This is a genomic window from Pseudoduganella sp. jia 9, assembly GCF_055502615.1.
Window position 1 is genome coordinate 39,121 of sequence record NZ_JBUPWE010000014.1, and the last position, 17,889, is coordinate 57,009.

General features: G+C 64.5%; 14 protein-coding genes and 1 other RNA gene. 10 read left to right on the plus strand and 5 right to left on the minus strand.

The window, feature by feature from the left end:
* Positions 1 to 505: 505 nt before the first annotated feature.
* On the minus strand, positions 506 to 1,993 hold the full coding sequence (glpK, locus tag ACY34H_RS19345; protein ID WP_464979092.1) for a glycerol kinase GlpK: 1,488 nt from the start codon (positions 1,991 to 1,993) through the stop codon (positions 506 to 508).
* Positions 1,994 to 2,002: 9 nt separating this feature from the next.
* Positions 2,003 to 2,340: RNase P RNA component class A (rnpB, locus tag ACY34H_RS19350), an RNA gene on the minus strand.
* A 131-nt stretch (positions 2,341 to 2,471) separates the two neighbouring features.
* Between rnpB and ACY34H_RS19355 the strand changes: the two genes are divergently transcribed.
* Positions 2,472 to 4,190: a thiamine pyrophosphate-binding protein gene (locus ACY34H_RS19355; protein WP_464979093.1), complete on the plus strand. Its 1,719-nt coding sequence runs from the start codon at positions 2,472 to 2,474 to the stop codon at positions 4,188 to 4,190.
* Between the two features lie 31 nt (positions 4,191 to 4,221).
* On the opposite strand, the gene ACY34H_RS19360 is transcribed toward ACY34H_RS19355, so the two are convergent.
* The 3 genes from ACY34H_RS19360 to ACY34H_RS19370 all read right to left on the minus strand — a co-directional run bounded on the left by ACY34H_RS19360 (position 4,222) and on the right by ACY34H_RS19370 (position 7,780).
* Complete coding sequence (locus tag ACY34H_RS19360) at positions 4,222 to 4,758, minus strand: hypothetical protein (protein ID WP_464979094.1); 537 nt, start codon at positions 4,756 to 4,758, stop codon at positions 4,222 to 4,224.
* A gap of 109 nt (positions 4,759 to 4,867) precedes the next feature.
* Complete coding sequence (locus ACY34H_RS19365) at positions 4,868 to 5,983, minus strand: porin (protein ID WP_464979095.1); 1,116 nt, start codon at positions 5,981 to 5,983, stop codon at positions 4,868 to 4,870.
* A gap of 156 nt (positions 5,984 to 6,139) precedes the next feature.
* Positions 6,140 to 7,780, minus strand: a complete 1,641-nt coding sequence (locus tag ACY34H_RS19370; protein ID WP_464979096.1) for a methyl-accepting chemotaxis protein — start codon at positions 7,778 to 7,780, stop codon at positions 6,140 to 6,142.
* Positions 7,781 to 8,114: 334 nt separating this feature from the next.
* Between ACY34H_RS19370 and ACY34H_RS19375 the strand changes: the two genes are divergently transcribed.
* The 9 genes from ACY34H_RS19375 (at position 8,115) to ggt (ending at position 17,859) form a co-directional block, all read left to right on the plus strand.
* Positions 8,115 to 9,089 (plus strand): TauD/TfdA family dioxygenase, encoded by a 975-nt coding sequence (locus tag ACY34H_RS19375; protein WP_464979097.1) that lies wholly within the window; start codon positions 8,115 to 8,117, stop codon positions 9,087 to 9,089.
* A gap of 29 nt (positions 9,090 to 9,118) precedes the next feature.
* Entirely contained in the window at positions 9,119 to 10,036 is a 918-nt protein-coding gene (locus tag ACY34H_RS19380) for an AEC family transporter (RefSeq protein ID WP_464979098.1), read from the plus strand.
* Positions 10,037 to 10,217: 181 nt separating this feature from the next.
* Entirely contained in the window at positions 10,218 to 11,204 is a 987-nt protein-coding gene (locus ACY34H_RS19385; protein ID WP_464979099.1) for a MerR family transcriptional regulator, read from the plus strand.
* A 176-nt stretch (positions 11,205 to 11,380) separates the two neighbouring features.
* Entirely contained in the window at positions 11,381 to 12,445 is a 1,065-nt protein-coding gene (gene ftsY, locus ACY34H_RS19390) for a signal recognition particle-docking protein FtsY (RefSeq protein WP_464979100.1), read from the plus strand.
* Between the two features lie 22 nt (positions 12,446 to 12,467).
* A complete protein-coding gene (locus ACY34H_RS19395; RefSeq protein WP_464979101.1) occupies positions 12,468 to 13,127 on the plus strand; it encodes a cell division ATP-binding protein FtsE in 660 nt (219 codons plus the stop codon).
* Complete coding sequence (ftsX, locus tag ACY34H_RS19400; RefSeq protein ID WP_464979102.1) at positions 13,124 to 14,038, plus strand: permease-like cell division protein FtsX; 915 nt, start codon at positions 13,124 to 13,126, stop codon at positions 14,036 to 14,038. The genes ACY34H_RS19395 and ftsX overlap by 4 nt, the downstream gene beginning before the upstream one ends.
* Positions 14,039 to 14,526: 488 nt before the next feature.
* Positions 14,527 to 15,420, plus strand: a complete 894-nt coding sequence (rpoH, locus tag ACY34H_RS19405) for an RNA polymerase sigma factor RpoH (protein ID WP_464979284.1) — start codon at positions 14,527 to 14,529, stop codon at positions 15,418 to 15,420.
* A gap of 232 nt (positions 15,421 to 15,652) precedes the next feature.
* Positions 15,653 to 16,117 carry a hypothetical protein gene (locus ACY34H_RS19410; RefSeq protein ID WP_464979103.1) on the plus strand — a complete coding sequence of 155 codons (465 nt, stop codon included), beginning with the start codon at positions 15,653 to 15,655 and terminating at the stop codon, positions 16,115 to 16,117.
* A complete protein-coding gene (ggt, locus tag ACY34H_RS19415; protein WP_464979104.1) occupies positions 16,114 to 17,859 on the plus strand; it encodes a gamma-glutamyltransferase in 1,746 nt (581 codons plus the stop codon). Before ACY34H_RS19410 ends, ggt begins: the two co-directional genes overlap by 4 nt.
* Positions 17,860 to 17,889 lie beyond the last annotated feature (30 nt).

The following is a 17,889-nucleotide window of genomic DNA, read 5'->3' on the forward strand; positions in this document are numbered from 1 at the left end:
GCGTGGCGGGCCCGCGACGGCTTAAGGAAGAGATTGTGGGGTTCGGGCTGTCGTGGTTTCCCGACACTGTATCCGCATACAGGCAGGGCTCCCGGCGCAGTGAGCACTACCGGGGGCGGGTAATAAAAATGTTTATAAGACAACGTTTAGCGATTGTAATGAAAGACTGGGAGATCACTAAAAATTCTGGGAGGAAACAGGATGTATAGACAACTTTGAGCGCGTCCGCCGGTTTTTTCAGCAGCACGCCCGTACTGAAATCGCTCCGTCAGACGATCCCTGACCGGCTCCAGCATGTACGGCGCCATGCGCCCTGCAGCCAGAGTGAGTACTCATCAGCATGATGAAAGTGGATTTCGCGACTTGCCATCCGAAGCCGGATCGATCCCGGCACCCGATGCCGGGCAAGCAGGTACAAACGACTGAAGAGGAGTACATCGACTGCGGCTCAAGTGGTCCGTCGGATGCTGGAAGGCTTGCTGAGGCCTCGCAAAGCGGAAAAATCTCAGCCCGCTTCCCACCCGCGCGACCGCTCCACCGCCCTGCCCCACCGGTCCAGCAAGGCGCCCCGCCGGTCCTCCGACATCCCCGGCTCGAAGCGCCGCTCGCACTGCCACTGCGCGGCGATTTCCTCTTGCGATGCCCAGAAGTGCACGGCCAGCCCCGCCAGGTAGGCGGCGCCGAGCGCGGTGGTTTCCGTCACGCGCGGGCGCACCACGGGCACGCCCAGCAGGTCGGCCTGGAACTGCATCAGCATGTCGTTGCGGGCCGCGCCGCCATCGGCGCGTACTTCGAGCACCGGGTGCGCGGCGTCGCGCTGCATCGCCGCCAGCAGTTCCGCGCTCTGGTAGGCGATGGCTTCGACGGCGGCGCGGGCAATGTGGGCGGCGGTACTGCCGCGCGTGAGACCGGCGATGGTGCCGCGCGCGTACGGGTCCCAGTGCGGCGCGCCGAGGCCGACGAAGGCCGGCACCAGCATCACGCCGCCGCTGTCGGGCACCGACGCGGCCAGCGCTTCCACGTCGCCTGACTGTTTGATGATGCCGAGGCCGTCGCGCAGCCATTGCACGGTGGCGCCGCCCATGAACACGCTGCCTTCGAGCAGGTAGCAGGCGCCATCGTGGAGGCGCCAGCCCACGGTCGACAGCAGCCGCTGGTGCGATACCGCCGGGCGGTCGCCGGCATGCATCAGCATGAAGCATCCGGTGCCGTAGGTGTTCTTGACCATGCCCGGCACGTGGCAGGCCTGGCCGAACGTGGCGGCCTGCTGGTCGCCGGCGATGCCGGCCACCGGGATCGGGCTGCCGAACAGGCCGGCATGCGTGGCACCGACCTCGCCGCTGGACGACACGATCTCCGGCAGCACGGCTTCCGGGATACCGAACAGCGCCAGCAGGTCGGCGTCCCAGCGCATCAGGTGGATGTTGAACAGCATCGTGCGCGACGCGTTGCTCACGTCCGTCACGTGGGCGCCGCACAGCTTGAATACGAGCCAGCTGTCCACGGTGCCGAAGCACAGTTCGCCGCGTTCGGCGCGGGCGCGGGCATCGGGCACGTTATCGAGCAGCCAGGCCAGCTTGGTGGCGGAAAAATAGGCGTCCAGTTCCAGGCCGGTGCGGTCGCGGATCGATGCCGCCTTGCCGGCGGCGCGCAGCGCGTCGCACTGGTCGGCCGTGCGCCGATCCTGCCAGACGATTGCCGGGCCCACCGGACGGCCGGTGGCGCGCTCCCACAGCACGGTGGTCTCGCGCTGGTTGGCGATGCCGATCGCGCGCACCTGCGACGGGCGCACGTTCGCTTCGCGCAGTACCTGGCGCGCCACGGCGAGCTGGCTGGTCCAGATATCGCCGGCGTCGTGCTCGACCCAGCCGGGCCGGGGGAAATGCTGGGGGAATTCCTGTGCGGCGCAGCCGCCGATGCGGCCTTCGTGATCGAACAGGATGGCGCGCGAACTGGTGGTGCCCTGGTCGAGGGCGAGGATGTAGTTCTTCATGACCGAATTTAGTGAAGCAAGCCGATAGGCCGGATTCTGTTACGGCACCGGCAAGCCGGTGCTATGACAGCCATTCCTCTAGGCGACGGATTACTCCGCCGCTCAAGCTTTCTACCCGCACGCTCCGCGAGCAGCATCATCGCGTGCCTATTTGAAATTGCACCAGGTGGAGGTTACCGCGTTTCACCGTAACTTAATACGCTCGTCTCTGTGGCCCTATTCCTCGCCTTATACCTCGTGAAAGGCTTTCGGCGGACGGCCGTTAACCGTCACCCCGCTCTGTGGAGTCCGGACCTTCCTCCCGCCAACACATTGCTGTGCCGGCCAGCGGCTGTCTGGCTTGCTTCGGGCGCTATTGTACCCGATCGCCGGCCGGGGCTCGAACACCTGCGCCGCAAAACGGAAATCGGTGTCGCCATTTCAAAAGCCCGGCGCCAGGCCCGGCTCTAGAATGCCGCATCACCCACAAGAGGCCCACATGACCCATCCATCCCGTTCCGGCGGCCAGATCCTGGTCGATGCGTTGAAGATCCACGGCGTCGATACCGCGTTCGGCGTGCCCGGCGAAAGCTATCTCGACGTGCTGGATGCCTTGCACGAATCGGGCATCCGCTTCGTGATCAACCGCCAGGAAGGCGGCGCGGCATTCATGGCCGACGCCTACGGCAAGATGACGGGCAAGCCGGGCATCTGCTTCGTCACGCGCGGGCCGGGCGCCACCAACGCATCGATCGGCGTGCATACGGCTTACCAGGATTCCACGCCGATGATCCTGTTCATCGGCCAGGTGGGCGGCGACTTCATCGACCGGGAGGCGTTCCAGGAAGTGGACTACCGCCGGATGTTCGGCCAGATGGCGAAGTGGGTGGCGCAGATCGACCGCGCCGAGCGCATTCCCGAGTACCTGGCGCGCGCCTTCCAGGTTGCTACCAGCGGGCGCCAGGGGCCGGTGGTGCTGGCCCTGCCGGAAGACATGCTGGTTGCCCAGGCCGCCGTGCCGGATACGCGCCGATATCAGCCGGTGCAGGCCAGCCCGTCGCAGGCGCAGATCGACGCATTGCGCGCCATGCTGGCCACGGCCCGGCGCCCGCTGCTGCTGCTGGGCGGCAGCGGCTGGACGGAGCAAGCCTGCGCCGACATCGCCCGGTTCGCCGAAGCGAACCATCTGCCGGTGGCCTGCGCCTTCCGCTACCAGGACCTGCTGGACAACGATCATCCGCACTACGTCGGCGACGTGGGCATCGGCATCAACCCGAAGCTCGCGGCGCGCGTCAAGGAAGCCGACGTGCTGATCGCCCTCGGCCCGCGCCTGGGCGAAATGACGACCGGCGGCTACACCGTCATCGAGGCGCCGCTGCCGCGCCAGCGGCTGGTGCATATCCACGCCAGCACGGAGGAACTGGGCAGCGTCTACCAGGCCGAACTGATGATCGCCAGCGGCATGCCGCAGGCCGCGGCGATGCTGGCCGCGATGGCGCCCATCGACACACCGGCGTGGGTGGGCAGCGTCGCCGATGCCAGGGAAGAGCTGCGCGCGTGGCAGGAACGCCCGGCCATTTTCCAGGATGGCCAGGCGCCGCTGGATTTATGGCAGGTGGTGCGCGACATCGATACGCTGGCGCCGCACGACGTGATCATCACGAACGGCGCCGGCAACTACGCCACCTGGGCGCACCGCTTCCACCGCTATGGCGGCATGCGCACGCAGCTGGCGCCGACCAGCGGCGCGATGGGCTACAGCGTGCCGGCCGGCGTCGCTGCCCGGATCATCGATCCGCAGCGCACGGTCATCACGTTTGCCGGCGACGGCGAATTCATGATGAATGGCCAGGAGCTGGCCACGGCCGTGCAGCACGGCGTCGGTGTGATCGTGATCGTGTTCAACAACCGCATGTTCGGCACGATCCGCATGCACCAGGAGCGCACATACCCGGGCCGGGTGTCGGGCACGGACCTGGAAAACCCGGACTTCGCCGCGCTGGCGCAAGCCTATGGGGGTCAGGGCGAAATCGTCGAGCGCACCGCGCAGTTCGCACCGGCACTGCAGCGCGCCCTCGCATTTACGCGCGAAAGGAATCTGCCGGCGGTGATCGAGTTGCGCTACGACGGCAACCTGATCACGCCGGGCGCCACGCTGGAGACGATCCGCGGCAATGCCGAGAAGGAAAAGGCGGCCCGCGCCGGGCAGCCCGACTAGACGTTATCGGCGGCGCGAGCCCAGGGCCGAGTCAGCCCTGCGACGGCGGCAACGTTTCCCACTTTGGCGCCGCCGGCTTTTCGCCGGGCGCCTCCTTGCCGGCCGGGCAGGCGCGGCAAGCCTTCGGCTTTTGCGCGAAATCGCGCACCTTCTGCAGGGTCATCGGCAACGACTCGTCGGCGCAATAACCGCCATCCAGCGTCAGCGTGTTGCCGTCCCTGGAAAACTTGCCGCTGAGCGTACGCTCCGGCTCGTCCGGCGGCTGCACCGTGAAATACATCATCCGGCCGCGCGGGTCGATGTTGACGTCGTTCGCCACCACCGGCCACGACAGGCCACCCGCCGTGTATTCGTAGATCACCGTGTCCACCTCGGCAAAGCGCTGCAGCGTGATGCGCTGGCCGCCGAACTCGCCGCCGGGCTGCACGCACAAATCCGAATAGACCGCCATGCCGTAGCGCGGCAAGCCGCTTTTTTCCGGCGTGGCTTTCTTTGCGCCCTGCGGCGCGGCCATGGCAGCGGTACAGGCCAGCAGCAATGCGAGGGCGACGCTCGATCTTGTTTTCATTAATGGAGTCGGCAAAGTAAACGTGGCGTCATTCTAACGCACGAAAAAAAACCGGCCCGCGAGGGCCGGTCTTGTTGGCGCGAATGAATTGCGCCGTCATGCGAACAACTTAGAAGGCGTGACGCACGCCCACGTTGAACGCGCTGTCGCCCGAACCGGCGTCGCTGTTGCCGCCGACGGTGAACGCTGCGCCGTTCTTGTTGTCGATCTTCGCGTACGACACGTAGCCGGTGGTGCGCTTCGAGATGTCGTGCATGTAGCCGATCGCCCACTGCTTGGCATCGCGGTTCACAGCTTCGCGGTCATCCTTGTAGATGAACGAAGCGATGACCTTGCCAGCGCCAGCCACTGGCACTTGCACGCCCAGCAGGCCGTCGCGGCTGTCGCGCGATGCCGGCACGGCCACGGTCGTGTAGGCGATGCCGCCCTGATTCACGCCATTGACCACTTGGCTGTTCGCGTAAGCAACGCTGTTCAGGCCCTTGCTGCGGTTGAACATGAAGTAAGCCTTGGCAACCTGGAAGTCATAGTTCACGGCCAGCAGGCTGTTGTGGCCAATGCCGCGTTCCACTGCTGCGGCCGTAGCGGTCGAAGCGGTGTCGTTGTTGCGGTTGTTGTAGGCAACGCGGGCGTTCAGCGGGCCGTTGACGTACGACACGGCAGCGCTCAGCTGGCGGCCGGCCGACGCTTCGGACTGTTCGCCGAAGCCGTAGAACACTTCACCGGAGAAGCCGTTGTAGACCGGGGTCTGGTACACGACAGCGTTGCTGTTACGCAGGTTGATGCCGTTTGCCGGGAACAGGTTCTTCGCGGAACCAGCCAGGCCGGCAGCGAACGGGTCGCCCACTTGCGCCAGCGCGTTGTACCACGGGGTGTACTGGCGGCCGACGGTCAGCGTACCAGCGGTGGTGGAACGCAGGCCGACGAAGGCCTGGCGGTTGAACAACGTGTTGCTGGTGTTGTCCAGCTGGCCGTCGTCGACCTTGTAGCCGGTTTCCAGGGTGAAGATCGCGGACAGGCCGCCACCCAGGTCTTCGGTACCGCGGAAGCCGATGCGCGATGCATTGGCGACGCCGGACGACAGCTTGGTGACGTTGCCGTCTTTACCGCCGCGCTCGGCGACGATACCAGCGTCAACGATACCGTAGATCGTTACATTCGATTGTGCAAAAGCGGCGCTGCTCATTGCGCCCAGAACTGCAACGGAGATTAGAGTTTTTTTCATTACATTTCCTTCAGTTGTGTTGCATCTAAAAAGTAAGGCAACGGCTTAATTCGGTCTTGCGGTGCCGGGAGACGAACACTCCGGACCGCTTATTGGTGAGGGCAAACCCCGATTTGCCACTGTGCCGCGAGCCTTCGGTAAAGGTGCGGCGTTCACTTATTGTCGCGGCCGATTCAATCGCGCCGTCTTGTTATCAGTGCGCCGGGCACTGGAGGCGGCACTATACTGATGGTTTGCTAATCCATCAAGAGTAAAAATACTTACCAGCTGTGCCAGGCTGGATGCCTGATCCTGCATGCTGTGCGACGCGGCGGTAGCTTCTTCCACCAGCGCCGCGTTCTGTTGCGTGACGGCGTCCATCTGTGCAATGGCTTCGTTTACCTGCACGATACCGGCGCTCTGCTGCTGGCCCGCCACGGTAATCTCGCCCATGATGTCGGTCACGCGGCGCACGCTCACCACCACTTCTTCCATCGTGCTGCCGGCCTGGTTGACCAGCTTGGTACCGGCTTCGACCTGGTCGACCGAATCGCCGATCAGTTCCTTGATCTCGCGCGCCGCCGCGGCGGAGCGTTGCGCCAGGTTGCGCACTTCCGACGCCACCACGGCAAAGCCGCGGCCCTGTTCGCCCGCCCGGGCAGCTTCCACCGCCGCGTTCAGCGCCAGGATATTGGTCTGGAAGGCGATGCCGTCGATCACGCCGGTGATGTCCGAAATCTTCTTCGCCGACTCGTTGATCGAGCCCATCCGCTCGACCACCTGCGACACCACCTGGCCGCCCTGCTCGGCGATCGCCGACGCGCTCACGGCCAGTTCGTTGGCCTGGCGCGCGCTGTCGGAATTGTGGCGCACGGTCGACGTCAGTTCTTCCATCGATGCCGCGGTTTCTTCCAGCGAGCTGGCCTGTGCTTCGGTACGGGACGACAGGTCCACGTTGCCGGCCACCACCTGCTGTGCCGCGCTGGCGATCGTTTCGGTGGAGTGGCGTACCTGGCCGACGATGTTGGCCAGGCTGTCGCGCATCGATTTCATCGCGAACAGCAGACTGCTGTCATCGCCCGCCTGGGTGCGCACATCCACGTTCAGTTCACCTGCCGCGATCCGGCCGGCCAGCTCCACCGCGTACTGCGGCTCGCCGCCCAGCGTCTTCACGAGCCAGCGGGTAATCAGCAGCGCAGCCAATGCACCGAGCAGCACCGAGATGACCAGCAGGCCGGCGATCCAGGTGCGCGACGCATTGTATACCTGATCACCAAACTCTGCCGCCGCGTTGCCGCCTTCGCCGTAGTATTTAACCAACTTGTCCACCTGGCCGCGCAAGGCAACGATCAATTTATTGGATTCGCCGCGAATCAGCTGCTTCGCCAGCACCGTGTCGCCAGCACGCACGGCCGCGCGCAGTTTCGCATCCTCGGCCATGTAGCGATCCCACAATGCCAGGAATTCGCTGTACAGCGCCTGCTCTTCCGGCGTCTTGATCAGGGTGACGTATTCGTCCTGCATCTTCTTCAGGTCGACGAGGTCGTTCGCGATCACCTTGTCGTACTTGTCCAGCTCTGCAGCCTGGTCGGAAATGATGTACTGCAGCTCACGGGTGCGGACACGGGCGATCTGGGACTTGATGTCCTGGATCACGCGCATCGCCGGCATCCAGCGCGACGACAGGTCGTTCGCGGTGTCTTTTACCTTGGCGAGCTGGTTGATCGAGAAGATGCCGACGATGGCCGTCAGCAATAGAACCGCCGCGAAGGCCAGGCTCAGCTTGGTGGAGAGCTTGCGCTCAATTAGCCACTTCATGTGTTTCCCTTGGATTGTCTGTGAAAGAAGGCAAATTGCCGTGTGGCAAAATTTTAGCGCATTGCAGCAAACGGCGTATGGATCCCTTGATTTAATGTCCAGCACAAATGCGATTGTGTCGCTTTTGCGTCTTTCCAAAGAAACATTGATGCATGAATGCAAGGTGTTGCAGAGTGAACAAACTTCCCCGCCATTGCAGGGCTTCAGCAGCAAATAATTCACAAATAAACCTGTGTCTTTGCTGCGATGCATCAAAAATTTCTTGAAGAAAATTTTTACCTGCTCCAGAATGCGGTCTTTATTGCCGTGTGGCAATTACAGTTCAGGAGCTTCCATGTTTTCGTCCATTGAGCAATCCGGCAACATCGCTGTCGTCCAGACCAATTTTTCCTGGGGCGACGACCTGCCCCGCATCATCGCCATCGTCGAGCGCCACTTCGACGATTTCAACGGCAACGGTTTCTATCCGCATCCCGACGAGGAAGCGCTGCAGCGCGAACTGCTGGCCGTGCCGACGCTGCGCGATTTCGCCGCGCATATGGCCGCCCGCAAGGCACGCGGCCTGGCCATCACGGGCCTGGGCCTTGCCGGCCTGTCCGAAGCGCACCGCAATGCGGTGCTGTATGCGATCGCGCTGACGCAGGGTTTCCCCACGTCGACCGACCAGCGCACCAAACGCGTCGCGTGGGACGTGCGCGCCCGCCCCGGCAGCCAGTCGAAATTCGTCACGTTCTCCGAACGCACCGGCAATGCGGACATGCATACCGATTCCTCGTTCTACCCGATGCCGGAAGAGCAGTTCCTGCTCTACGTGGTTGCCTCGGCACGCTGCAATGGCGGCGAATCGCTGCTGATCGACGTCGAAGACATCGTCGCCGAACTGCAGAAAACCTCGGCCGGCCGCGCCGCCTACGCGCTGCTGTGCGAAACGCAGGTGCCGTTCCGCGTGCCCTCGGTGTATGCCGCCGGCGACGACGGAATCGAATTATTCTACGCACCCGTTTTCCATGCCGACGGCCGGGCGATGCGGTGGCGCTACGATTCAATTGAAAAAGGGCTTGCAGCCAGGCCCGACTTGGCCACTGCCGAACTGGTCGCCGCACTGCGCCTGCTCAACGAGATCGTCGAAGAGCGCGCGCCCCGCTTCGTGCGCCAGTTGCCGGACGACACGCTGCTGTGGGCCGACAACCACCGCACGCTGCACGGCCGCGCCATGTATACAGACCCGGACCGCCACCTGATCCGCATCCGCATTTCCAGCACGCCGAACGCGCACCGCGTCGGCCCATCCGGCATATCGGCGGATTGACGGCTGAAAGTCCCTATTAGAATCGCATCATGCTTGCTTCCATCCTCCCCGTTTTCCTGATCATCCTGCTGGGCGTGGCGATCCGCCGCTTCGGCTGGATGCCGGCCGAATTCTTCCCGTCGATCGAGAAATTCGCCTACAACATAGCCTTCCCGGCGATGCTATTTGCCGGCACCGCCCGGCTGTCGTTCGAAGGCGGCGAGGTTGGCGAGCTGGCGCTTGCCACGCTGCTGCCCACGTTCGTCGTGGTGCTCCTGACGCTGGCCGCGCTGCTGCTGCTGCCCGGCCTGCCGGGCCCCAGCCGCTCGTCGGTCATGCAGGGGGCAATGCGTCCGAATACCTATTTCGGCCTGGCCGTGGCAGCCCTGTTCTTCCCGGCCGAAACGGCGTCGCTGGTCATGCTGGCGCTGGCGCTGTGCCTGCCGGTAGTGAATGCGCTGTCGGTCCTTGCCCTGGCGTGGTGGAGCGGCAGCAAGCCGAACATGGCCAGCGTCGGCAAGACGCTGGCACGGAACCCGATCATCCAGGCCACGCTGGCGGGGGTGCTCGTCAGCATGCTCGGCATCGCCCTGCCGAAAGAGCTGATGAACACGCTCGACATCCTCGGCAAGTCCGCCACGGCGCTGGGCCTGCTGTGCGTCGGCGGCGGGCTGGTGTTCTCGCTCGACGGCGCGCGCCCGGCGGCACTCGCGGTAACGTCGGTGCTGAAACTGCTGGTGATGCCCTTGCTGGCGGCCCAGGTCTGCGTGATGCTGGGGGTGTCGCCGCAGATTGCGCTGGCGGCCTGCTTCTATTGCGCGCTCCCGACCGCGCCGAACGCCTATATCATGGCGAAACAACTGGGCGGCGACGCCCGCCTGATGGCGTCGCTGATTACACTGCAGACCTTGCTGGCCGTGATTACCGTGCCGTTGAGCCGCTACTTCATGCCATGGCTGGGCGCCTGAGCGTTCCATGGCATAAATATTTTGCAGGGCGTTTGTCCACGACATGCACGGTGGAAAGCTGTAAATAAAAAACATCCATGCATCCTGCCTGCCCATGTCATGGACAAGCCGCGCAGGATGCATTTTTCGCCCCTCGCCATCCGGGAAGGGCTGCAATTTTTCTCCTGGAAAAGGCATTAGAATGCTGCACGCCCAAGAGCAGGAGTACTCCGCGCAGATGAATAACCCGATGTCTTTCTCGCCCATGCCGTGCACGATCAGCGACGTCGAGCGCGACACCGGTGTGGCCAAGGAAACACTGCGCGTATGGGAACGGCGGTATGCGTTCCCGCGGCCGGAACGCGATCCGTTCGGCGAACGGCTGTATCCGGTCGACCAGGTATACAAGTTACGCCTGGTGAAGCGCCTGATCGATCTCGGCTTCCGGCCCGGCAAGGTGATCGGGTACTCGACGCAGGAATTGCATGCCCTGGCCGAGAAAACCGCTGCGGGCAACCGGTCACGCCTGCCGGACGCCGCCGAACTGGCCCCCTACCTGGAACTATGCCGCAGCCATGACAGCGACGCGCTGCGCCGCAAGCTGTCACAGGCGCTGCTGGTGATGGGCTTGCGCAACTTCGTCATCGAGCTGATGGCCCCGCTGACGGCCGCCATCGGCGACTCGTGGGCTTGCGGCGACCTCGGCGTATGGCAGGAACACCTGATCACCGAAACGCTGCAAATGGTATTGCGCAGTGCAATCTTCTCGATGCCGCCGGCCAACCCACTTGGCGGTGCGCCGCGCCCGCGCATCCTGCTGACGACCACGCCGCAGGAAAAGCATGGCCTCGGCCTGTTGATGTCCGAAGCGCTGATGGTGGCGGAAGGCTCCGGCTGCTATTCGCTGGGGCCGCAAACCCCGCTGCCCGACATCGTCGACGCGGCCCGCGCACTGCAGGTGGACGTGGTGACGCTGTCGTTCTCGACGTCGATGAACACCCGCCAAGTGCTGGACGCACTGAAGGAACTGCGGGCCCGCCTGCCGGAACCGGTGGCGCTGTGGGCTGGCGGCGGCAATGCCGCGCTGCGCCGGCGCGTACCCGCTTACGTGCAGGTGCTGACGCTGCCGGACGTGGCCAGCGCGCTGGCCAGCTGGCGCCGCGACCAGCGCAGGCACACCGCGGCCTGACCTTCAATAACTGGCGCCCGGCGGCCGGGCAAAGGCCGGGCATGGGCAAGCCCGGCCGGTAAAAACCGAAAATACCCTTTCAGCAAGGTTTTCCGAAGCGCTCTGGTAGAATAGCCGGCGCAAGAAACCATTCCCAGCGTGTTACCGGCCCCGAGCGGCCGCAGCCCCCACGACACATGTTCAGCTTCTTCAAGAAAAAAACCGTCACGCCCGACGTGCCGCCGGCCGCACCTGCGGACCAGGCGCCCGTCCCGGCTCCCCATTCCGCAGATCCCGTGCCGCCCGTCCATGCCGATGCGGCGCCGCTTGTTTTCGACGCCGAAACGGCGCCACGCCCGGAAAGCAAGCAGTCCTGGATGGGCCGGCTCAAGGCCGGCCTGTCGAAAACCTCCGCCAACCTGTCGCTGCTGTTCGTCGGCGCCCGCATAGACGACGACCTGTACGACGAGCTGGAAGCGGCGCTGCTGATGTCCGACGCCGGCATCGATGCCACCGGCTACCTGCTCGAAGCACTCAAGCGCAAGGTCAAGGATGACAAACTGACCGATGCGGCGGCCGTCAAGGTGGCGCTGAAGGCCTTGATGATCGACCTGCTGCGCCCGCTCGAAAAATCCTTCGAGCTGGGCCGGCACCAGCCGACAGTGATGATGATTTCCGGCGTCAACGGCGCCGGCAAGACCACCACGATCGGCAAGCTCGCCAAGCACATGCAGGCGCACGGCCAGTCCGTGCTGCTGGCCGCCGGCGATACCTTCCGCGCCGCCGCCCGCGAGCAGCTGATGGTCTGGGGCCAGCGCAACAACGTGACCGTGGTCTCGCAGGAATCCGGCGACCCGGCCGCCGTATCGTATGACGCGGTGCAGTCCGGCAAGGCGAAGGGCACCAATGTCGTCATGATCGATACGGCAGGCCGCCTGCCGACCCAGTTGCACCTGATGAACGAGCTGCAGAAGATCAAGCGCGTGATCGCCAAGGGCATGGCCGAGGCGCCGCACGAAACGCTGCTCGTCATCGACGGCAACACAGGCCAGAATGCGCTGGCGCAAGTCAAGGCATTCGACGATGCACTGCAGCTGACCGGCCTGATCATTACCAAGCTGGACGGCACCGCCAAGGGCGGCGTGCTGGCCGCGATCGCGCGCGTGCGCCCGGTGCCCGTGTACTTCATCGGCATCGGCGAGAAGATCGAGGACCTGCAGCCGTTCGACGCCGAGGAATTCGTCGAAGCGCTGCTCGGTTGATGGCTGGGGAGCGCAAACAGCCATGATCGAATTCGTCAACGTCACCAAGCAATACGCTGGCGACACCACCGCGCTGCGCGATGTCACGCTGACGGTCGCCAAGGGCGAGCTCGTCTATCTGGCGGGCCCTTCCGGCGCCGGCAAATCCACGCTGCTGAAGCTGATCGCGGCGATGGAGCGCCCCACGTCGGGCCAGGTCACCGTGAACGGCACCGACATCGGCCGGCTGAAAAGTGCCGGCGTGCCCTTCCTGCGCCGCAACCTGGGCCTGATTTTCCAGCAGCAGCGCCTGCTGACCGACCGCTCCGTGCTGGCCAACGTGATGATGCCGATGCTGGTCACCGGCTTGCCGCGCGGCCAGGCGGAAGAGCGCGCCCGTGCCGCGCTGGACAAGGTAGGCCTGCTGAGCCGCGCCGCCGCCAGCCCGCTGGCCCTGTCCGGCGGCGAGCAGCAGCGCGTGTCGATCGCCCGCGCCATCGTCAACCGGCCGCAGATCATCCTGGCCGACGAGCCGACGGCGAACCTGGACCGCGCCAGCGCCAACAAGGTGTTCGATGCGCTGCGCGCCTTCAACAAGGCCGGCGTGACGTGCCTGATTTCCACCCACGACGAGCTGGTGCTGGACAGTGCCAGCCGCGTGATCCACCTGAAGCAGGGTGCACTGCTGGCGGAGGCCGCATGAGCGTGTGGCTGCGTCAACACGGCTTTGCGCTGGGCGCGGCGCTGGCGCACCTGCGCCGTGCGCCGGGCTCGTTCTTCTTCAACATCCTCGTGGTGGCGATCGCGCTGGCGCTGCCGTTCGCGGGCGTGACGGTGCTCGACAATATCCGGCCGATGTCCGAACAGCTGGCCGTCGATCCCGAACTGTCGGTCTTCCTGAAGCAGGATCTGCCGCGCGAGCATACGCAGGGCATGGCGGGCTCGCTGCGCGCGGTGGCGAAGGATGCGCGGATCGTGTTCGTGCCGCGCGAAAAGGCACTGGAAGAACTGCAGGAAAAGAACGGCGTGGCCGGCGTCATCGACACGCTGGGGGAGAACCCGCTGCCCGACAGTTATATCGTTCGGCTGAACGCTTTCCAGAGCGCTGCCGAAAGCGCGCATGTGGATGACATCGCGGAAAGCATCCGCGCCATCCCCGGCGTCGAATCGGTGCAGGTCGATTCGGAGTGGGTCAAGCGGCTGGCCGCGCTGCTGGGCGTGCTGCGCGTGGGCCTGCTGCTGCTGGCGGCCACGCTGGGCACGGTCGTGGTAGCGGTCGTGTTTAATACGATCCGGCTGCAGGTACTGACGCAGCGCGAGGAAATCCTCGTGTCGCGGCTGATCGGCGCCACCGATACCTATATCCAGCGCCCGTTCTATTACACCGGCGCACTGCTGGGGCTGTTCGCTGGCGCCGTCGCGCTCGGTGCAGTGGCGTTGTCGCTGCGGCCATTGAACACGGCAATCGCCGAGTTTGCCCGGCTGTATGCGTCCGAATTCCAGCTGGCACCACTCGAGCCGCTGGCGATGGCATTGCTGCTGGCGCTGTCTGCGGGGCTCGGGCTGGTCGGTGCGGCGCTGTCGGTGCGCCGCCAGCTGGCGCGCCTTTCCTGAGCATTTTTTCAAGGCGGTCTGCCCTTGCAATCGCGCAGACTGTCCTTATCTGTTTGTTCACACCTGCCTGCCGGCGTACAACCACGTTGGCTGCGCTCCTACACGGCCTCCGGGACGACCGTGCGTTCTCGCACAGAGTTCGTTGTCACGCGCCGATACTCTTGTCCCTAATCCTTTGATCCAGATCAAATTCTACCCAGTAACATTAGGGTGGCAGGTCGCATTCCTGGCCTAACGGTTAGTATCGAGCCATAGTAATTAGGCTATCGGAGCCATTGAATTGTCTAGATTGGCACTCACCGACGGAGAGTGCTAATATATGTTTAAACGCAACGTTGAACACGATAAAGCTTTACCAGGTCTTGACACGAGGTGCTTGCCGGTGGTTAAGACGGAATTAAGCTCAACGCTGCATGCTGTACGCAAATGTCCTGCTGCAATCCCGCAGCGGGTCCATGCAAGACTTCAAGCGAGGAATGAAAATGAATATGATGTCCGCACCCTCCGCCCTGGTTCCAGCCGGCAGCAGTGCACTGGGACTCGGCTTCAGTGGCAACCTGGGTAACCTGGATGCCTACATTTCCGCTGTTAACCGCCTGCCGATGCTGACGCATGAAGAAGAAGTCTCGCTGGGCCGCCGCCTGAAGGATAACAATGACCTGAAGGCCGCGGAAAAGCTGGTGCTGTCGCACCTGCGCCTGGTGGTGTCGATCGCCCGCGGCTACCTCGGTTATGGCTTGCCGCACGCCGACCTGATCCAGGAAGGCAACATCGGCCTGATGAAAGCCGTGAAGCGCTTCGATCCGGACCAGAACGTGCGTCTGGTGTCGTACGCGATGCACTGGATCAAGGCCGAGATGCACGAGTACATCCTGAAGAACTGGCGCCTGGTGAAAGTGGCCACGACCAAGGCCCAGCGCAAGCTGTTCTTCAACCTGCGCAGCCACAAGACCGGCCTGGATGCGATGACGCCCGACCAGATCGACGCGCTGGCGAAAACGCTGGACGTGAAGCGCGAAGAAGTGATCGAGATGGAAACCCGTCTGTCGGGTCGCGATATCGCGCTGGAAGCGCCGACCGACGATGAAGACGACAAGTTCTCGCCGATCGCCTACCTGTCGTCCGACCTGTCGGAGCCGACCAAGGTGCTCGAAGCGGAACAGGTGACGCGCCTGCAATCCGAAGGCCTGGAAACCGCATTGGGCAAGCTGGATGCACGCTCGCGCCGCATCGTCGAAGCACGCTGGCTGGCCAACGACGACGGCTCCGGCGCCACGCTGCACACGCTGGCCGACGAATTCGGCGTGTCCGCCGAGCGGATCCGCCAGATCGAATCCGCCGCGCTGAAAAAGATGAAAGGCGCGCTGGCCGCCTACGTATAAGGCGCCCCGCTCCCCCTCGAACCCGGCCTTCGCGCCGGGTTTTTTACCGTTCAAAACTGGGGACGGACCCTGTTTTTGAGGAAATATTTCTTCAAAAATGGGGTCCGTCCCCTTTTTAAAGCAACTTTATTTCCTGAATTGATGTTTTCCGGGCAGCTATAGCTCAGCAGTGCGACGCAGGACATGGCAATTTGATAACCTTGCCGTTCAGCCTTTGCCGCACGGAGGACATATGCAAGCCAGGCTCATCGGAATAGTCGGCTGCGCGCTGATGGCCGGCATGGTGGCGGCATGCAGCATCGACAGCACGCAGGCCGATACGGTGGAGCGCAAGCCACGCAAGACCAGCGCCAGCTACGCGCTGGGCCAAGGCGACAGCGTGATGCTGGCCGCCGGCACGCACCTGACACTGGAAAGGATCAACGACAGCCGCTGCCGGCAGGGGGCGGTCTGCGTCTGGGCCGGCTACATCAGCTACACGTTCAAGCTGACGGGCCGCCATGGCACGCGCAACTTCGTGCTTGCCGAGAACATGCCGAACGCAAAGCCGACGCTCACGCAGGATGGATTGACATTCGCGCTGGAAAAACTGGTGCCGCCCGAACCGCCGGCCGTGGACGCGCCGCCGCCGGATTATCGGGTAAGCTTGCGCGTTACGATAGCCCGACAATCACTGCGAAACGCCGCCAATACATGACCAGACGCCTCGTCGCCACCATCGTCCTGACCGCCATCGGCACGGTCGCCATCGCGAAAACCCCGGTCGCAACCGGTACCGGCGGCGCGGTCGCCACGATCAGCGAGCGGGCATCGCAATCCGCGCTGGCGATCCTGGACCGGGGCGGCAACGCGGTCGATGCCGCCGTCGCGGCCGCGGCCACGCTGGGCGTAACGGATCCGTTCAGCTGCGGCATCGGCGGTGGCGGTTTCATGGTGGTGTACCTGGCAAAGGAAAAACGCGTCGTCACGATCGACCACCGCGAAACCGCGCCAGCCGCATTTACGCCCGCGGTCTTCCTCGACAACGGCAAGGAGATGGATTTCGACACCGTGGTGGCCAGCGGCCAGTCGGTCGGCGTGCCGGGCACCGTGCGCGGCTGGGACGAAGCGCTGCGCCGCTACGGCACGATGTCGTTCCGGCAGGTGCTGGCGCCGGCCATCGAGGTGGCCGCCGGAGGTTTTACGGTCGATGCCAATTTCTCCCGGCTGGTCGAAGAAAACACCGGCAAGTTCGGCCGCTTCCCCGCCACCGCCGCGCTGTACCTGAAGGATGGCAAGGCGCTGCAGGCCGGCGCGCGGCTGAAGAATCCCGGCCTGGCGCGCGCCTACCGCACGCTGGCGCAAGGCGGTGTCAAGGCATTCTACGAAGGGCCGCTGGCACGCGCGATCGTCGATGCCGTCAACCGCCCCGCCACCGCCCCCGGCGTGACCGTCCGCGGCGGCGCGATGACGCTGGCCGACCTGGCCAACTACGAAGCGCGCATCCGCCAGCCGGTGCGCAGCACCTACCGCGGCTATGAACTGTATGGCATGCCGCTGCCCGGCAGCGGCGGCGTGACCGTGTTCGCGGCGCTGAACATCCTCGAAGGCTGGGACCTGAAAGCGCTGCCGCGCGCGCAGGCCGAGCACCTGTACCTGGAAGCGAGCCGCCTTGCGTTCGCCGACCGCAACGCGTACCTGGCCGATCCCGAATATGTCGATGCGCCCGTGGCCGGCCTGCTCAGCAAGGAGTACGCGGCACAGCGCAGGAAAGCCATCGACGCCGCCCGTGCAGCCTCGGGTCCCGTGGCGGCCGGCGATCCGTATCCATTCCAGCAGGATGCCAGCGTGCCGCTGCGTCCCGTCCCCGCCGCGAAACTGCGCCAGGAAAGCGCGCACACGACGCACCTCACGGTATCGGACAAGGACGGCAATATCGTCGCCTACACGTTCACCATCGAATCGTGGGGCGGCAGCGGCATCGTGGTGCCCGGCTATGGCTTCCTGCTCAATAACGAGATGACCGACTTCGAGTTTTCCGGACCCGGCCCGAACGTGCCGGAAGCGGGCAAGCGCCCGCGCAGCAGCATGGCGCCGACCATCGCGCTGAAGGACGGCAAGCCGGCGTTCACGATCGGCAGCCCGGGCGGCGCCACGATCATCACCACGGTACTGCAGACGATCGTCAACCATGTCGACTTCGGCATGCGGATGGACCAGGCCATCGATGCGCCCCGCCTCTCCGAACGCAACGGCGCGGCCACTGACATCGAGCCGGGCTTTACCGGCAGCGCGCAGGCCGCCGGCCTGGCCCCGTTCGGCCAGCGCTGGGCGGGCAAGCCGGAGGAGATCGGCGCGGCCAACGCCCTGGTATTCAATCCGGACGGCACCGTGACCGCCGTCAGCGAAGGACATCGCCACGGCATCGGCAGCGCGCTGGTGCAGAAGAAGGCGCACTGACGTTCGTCCGGACACACCACCTTTACGCCG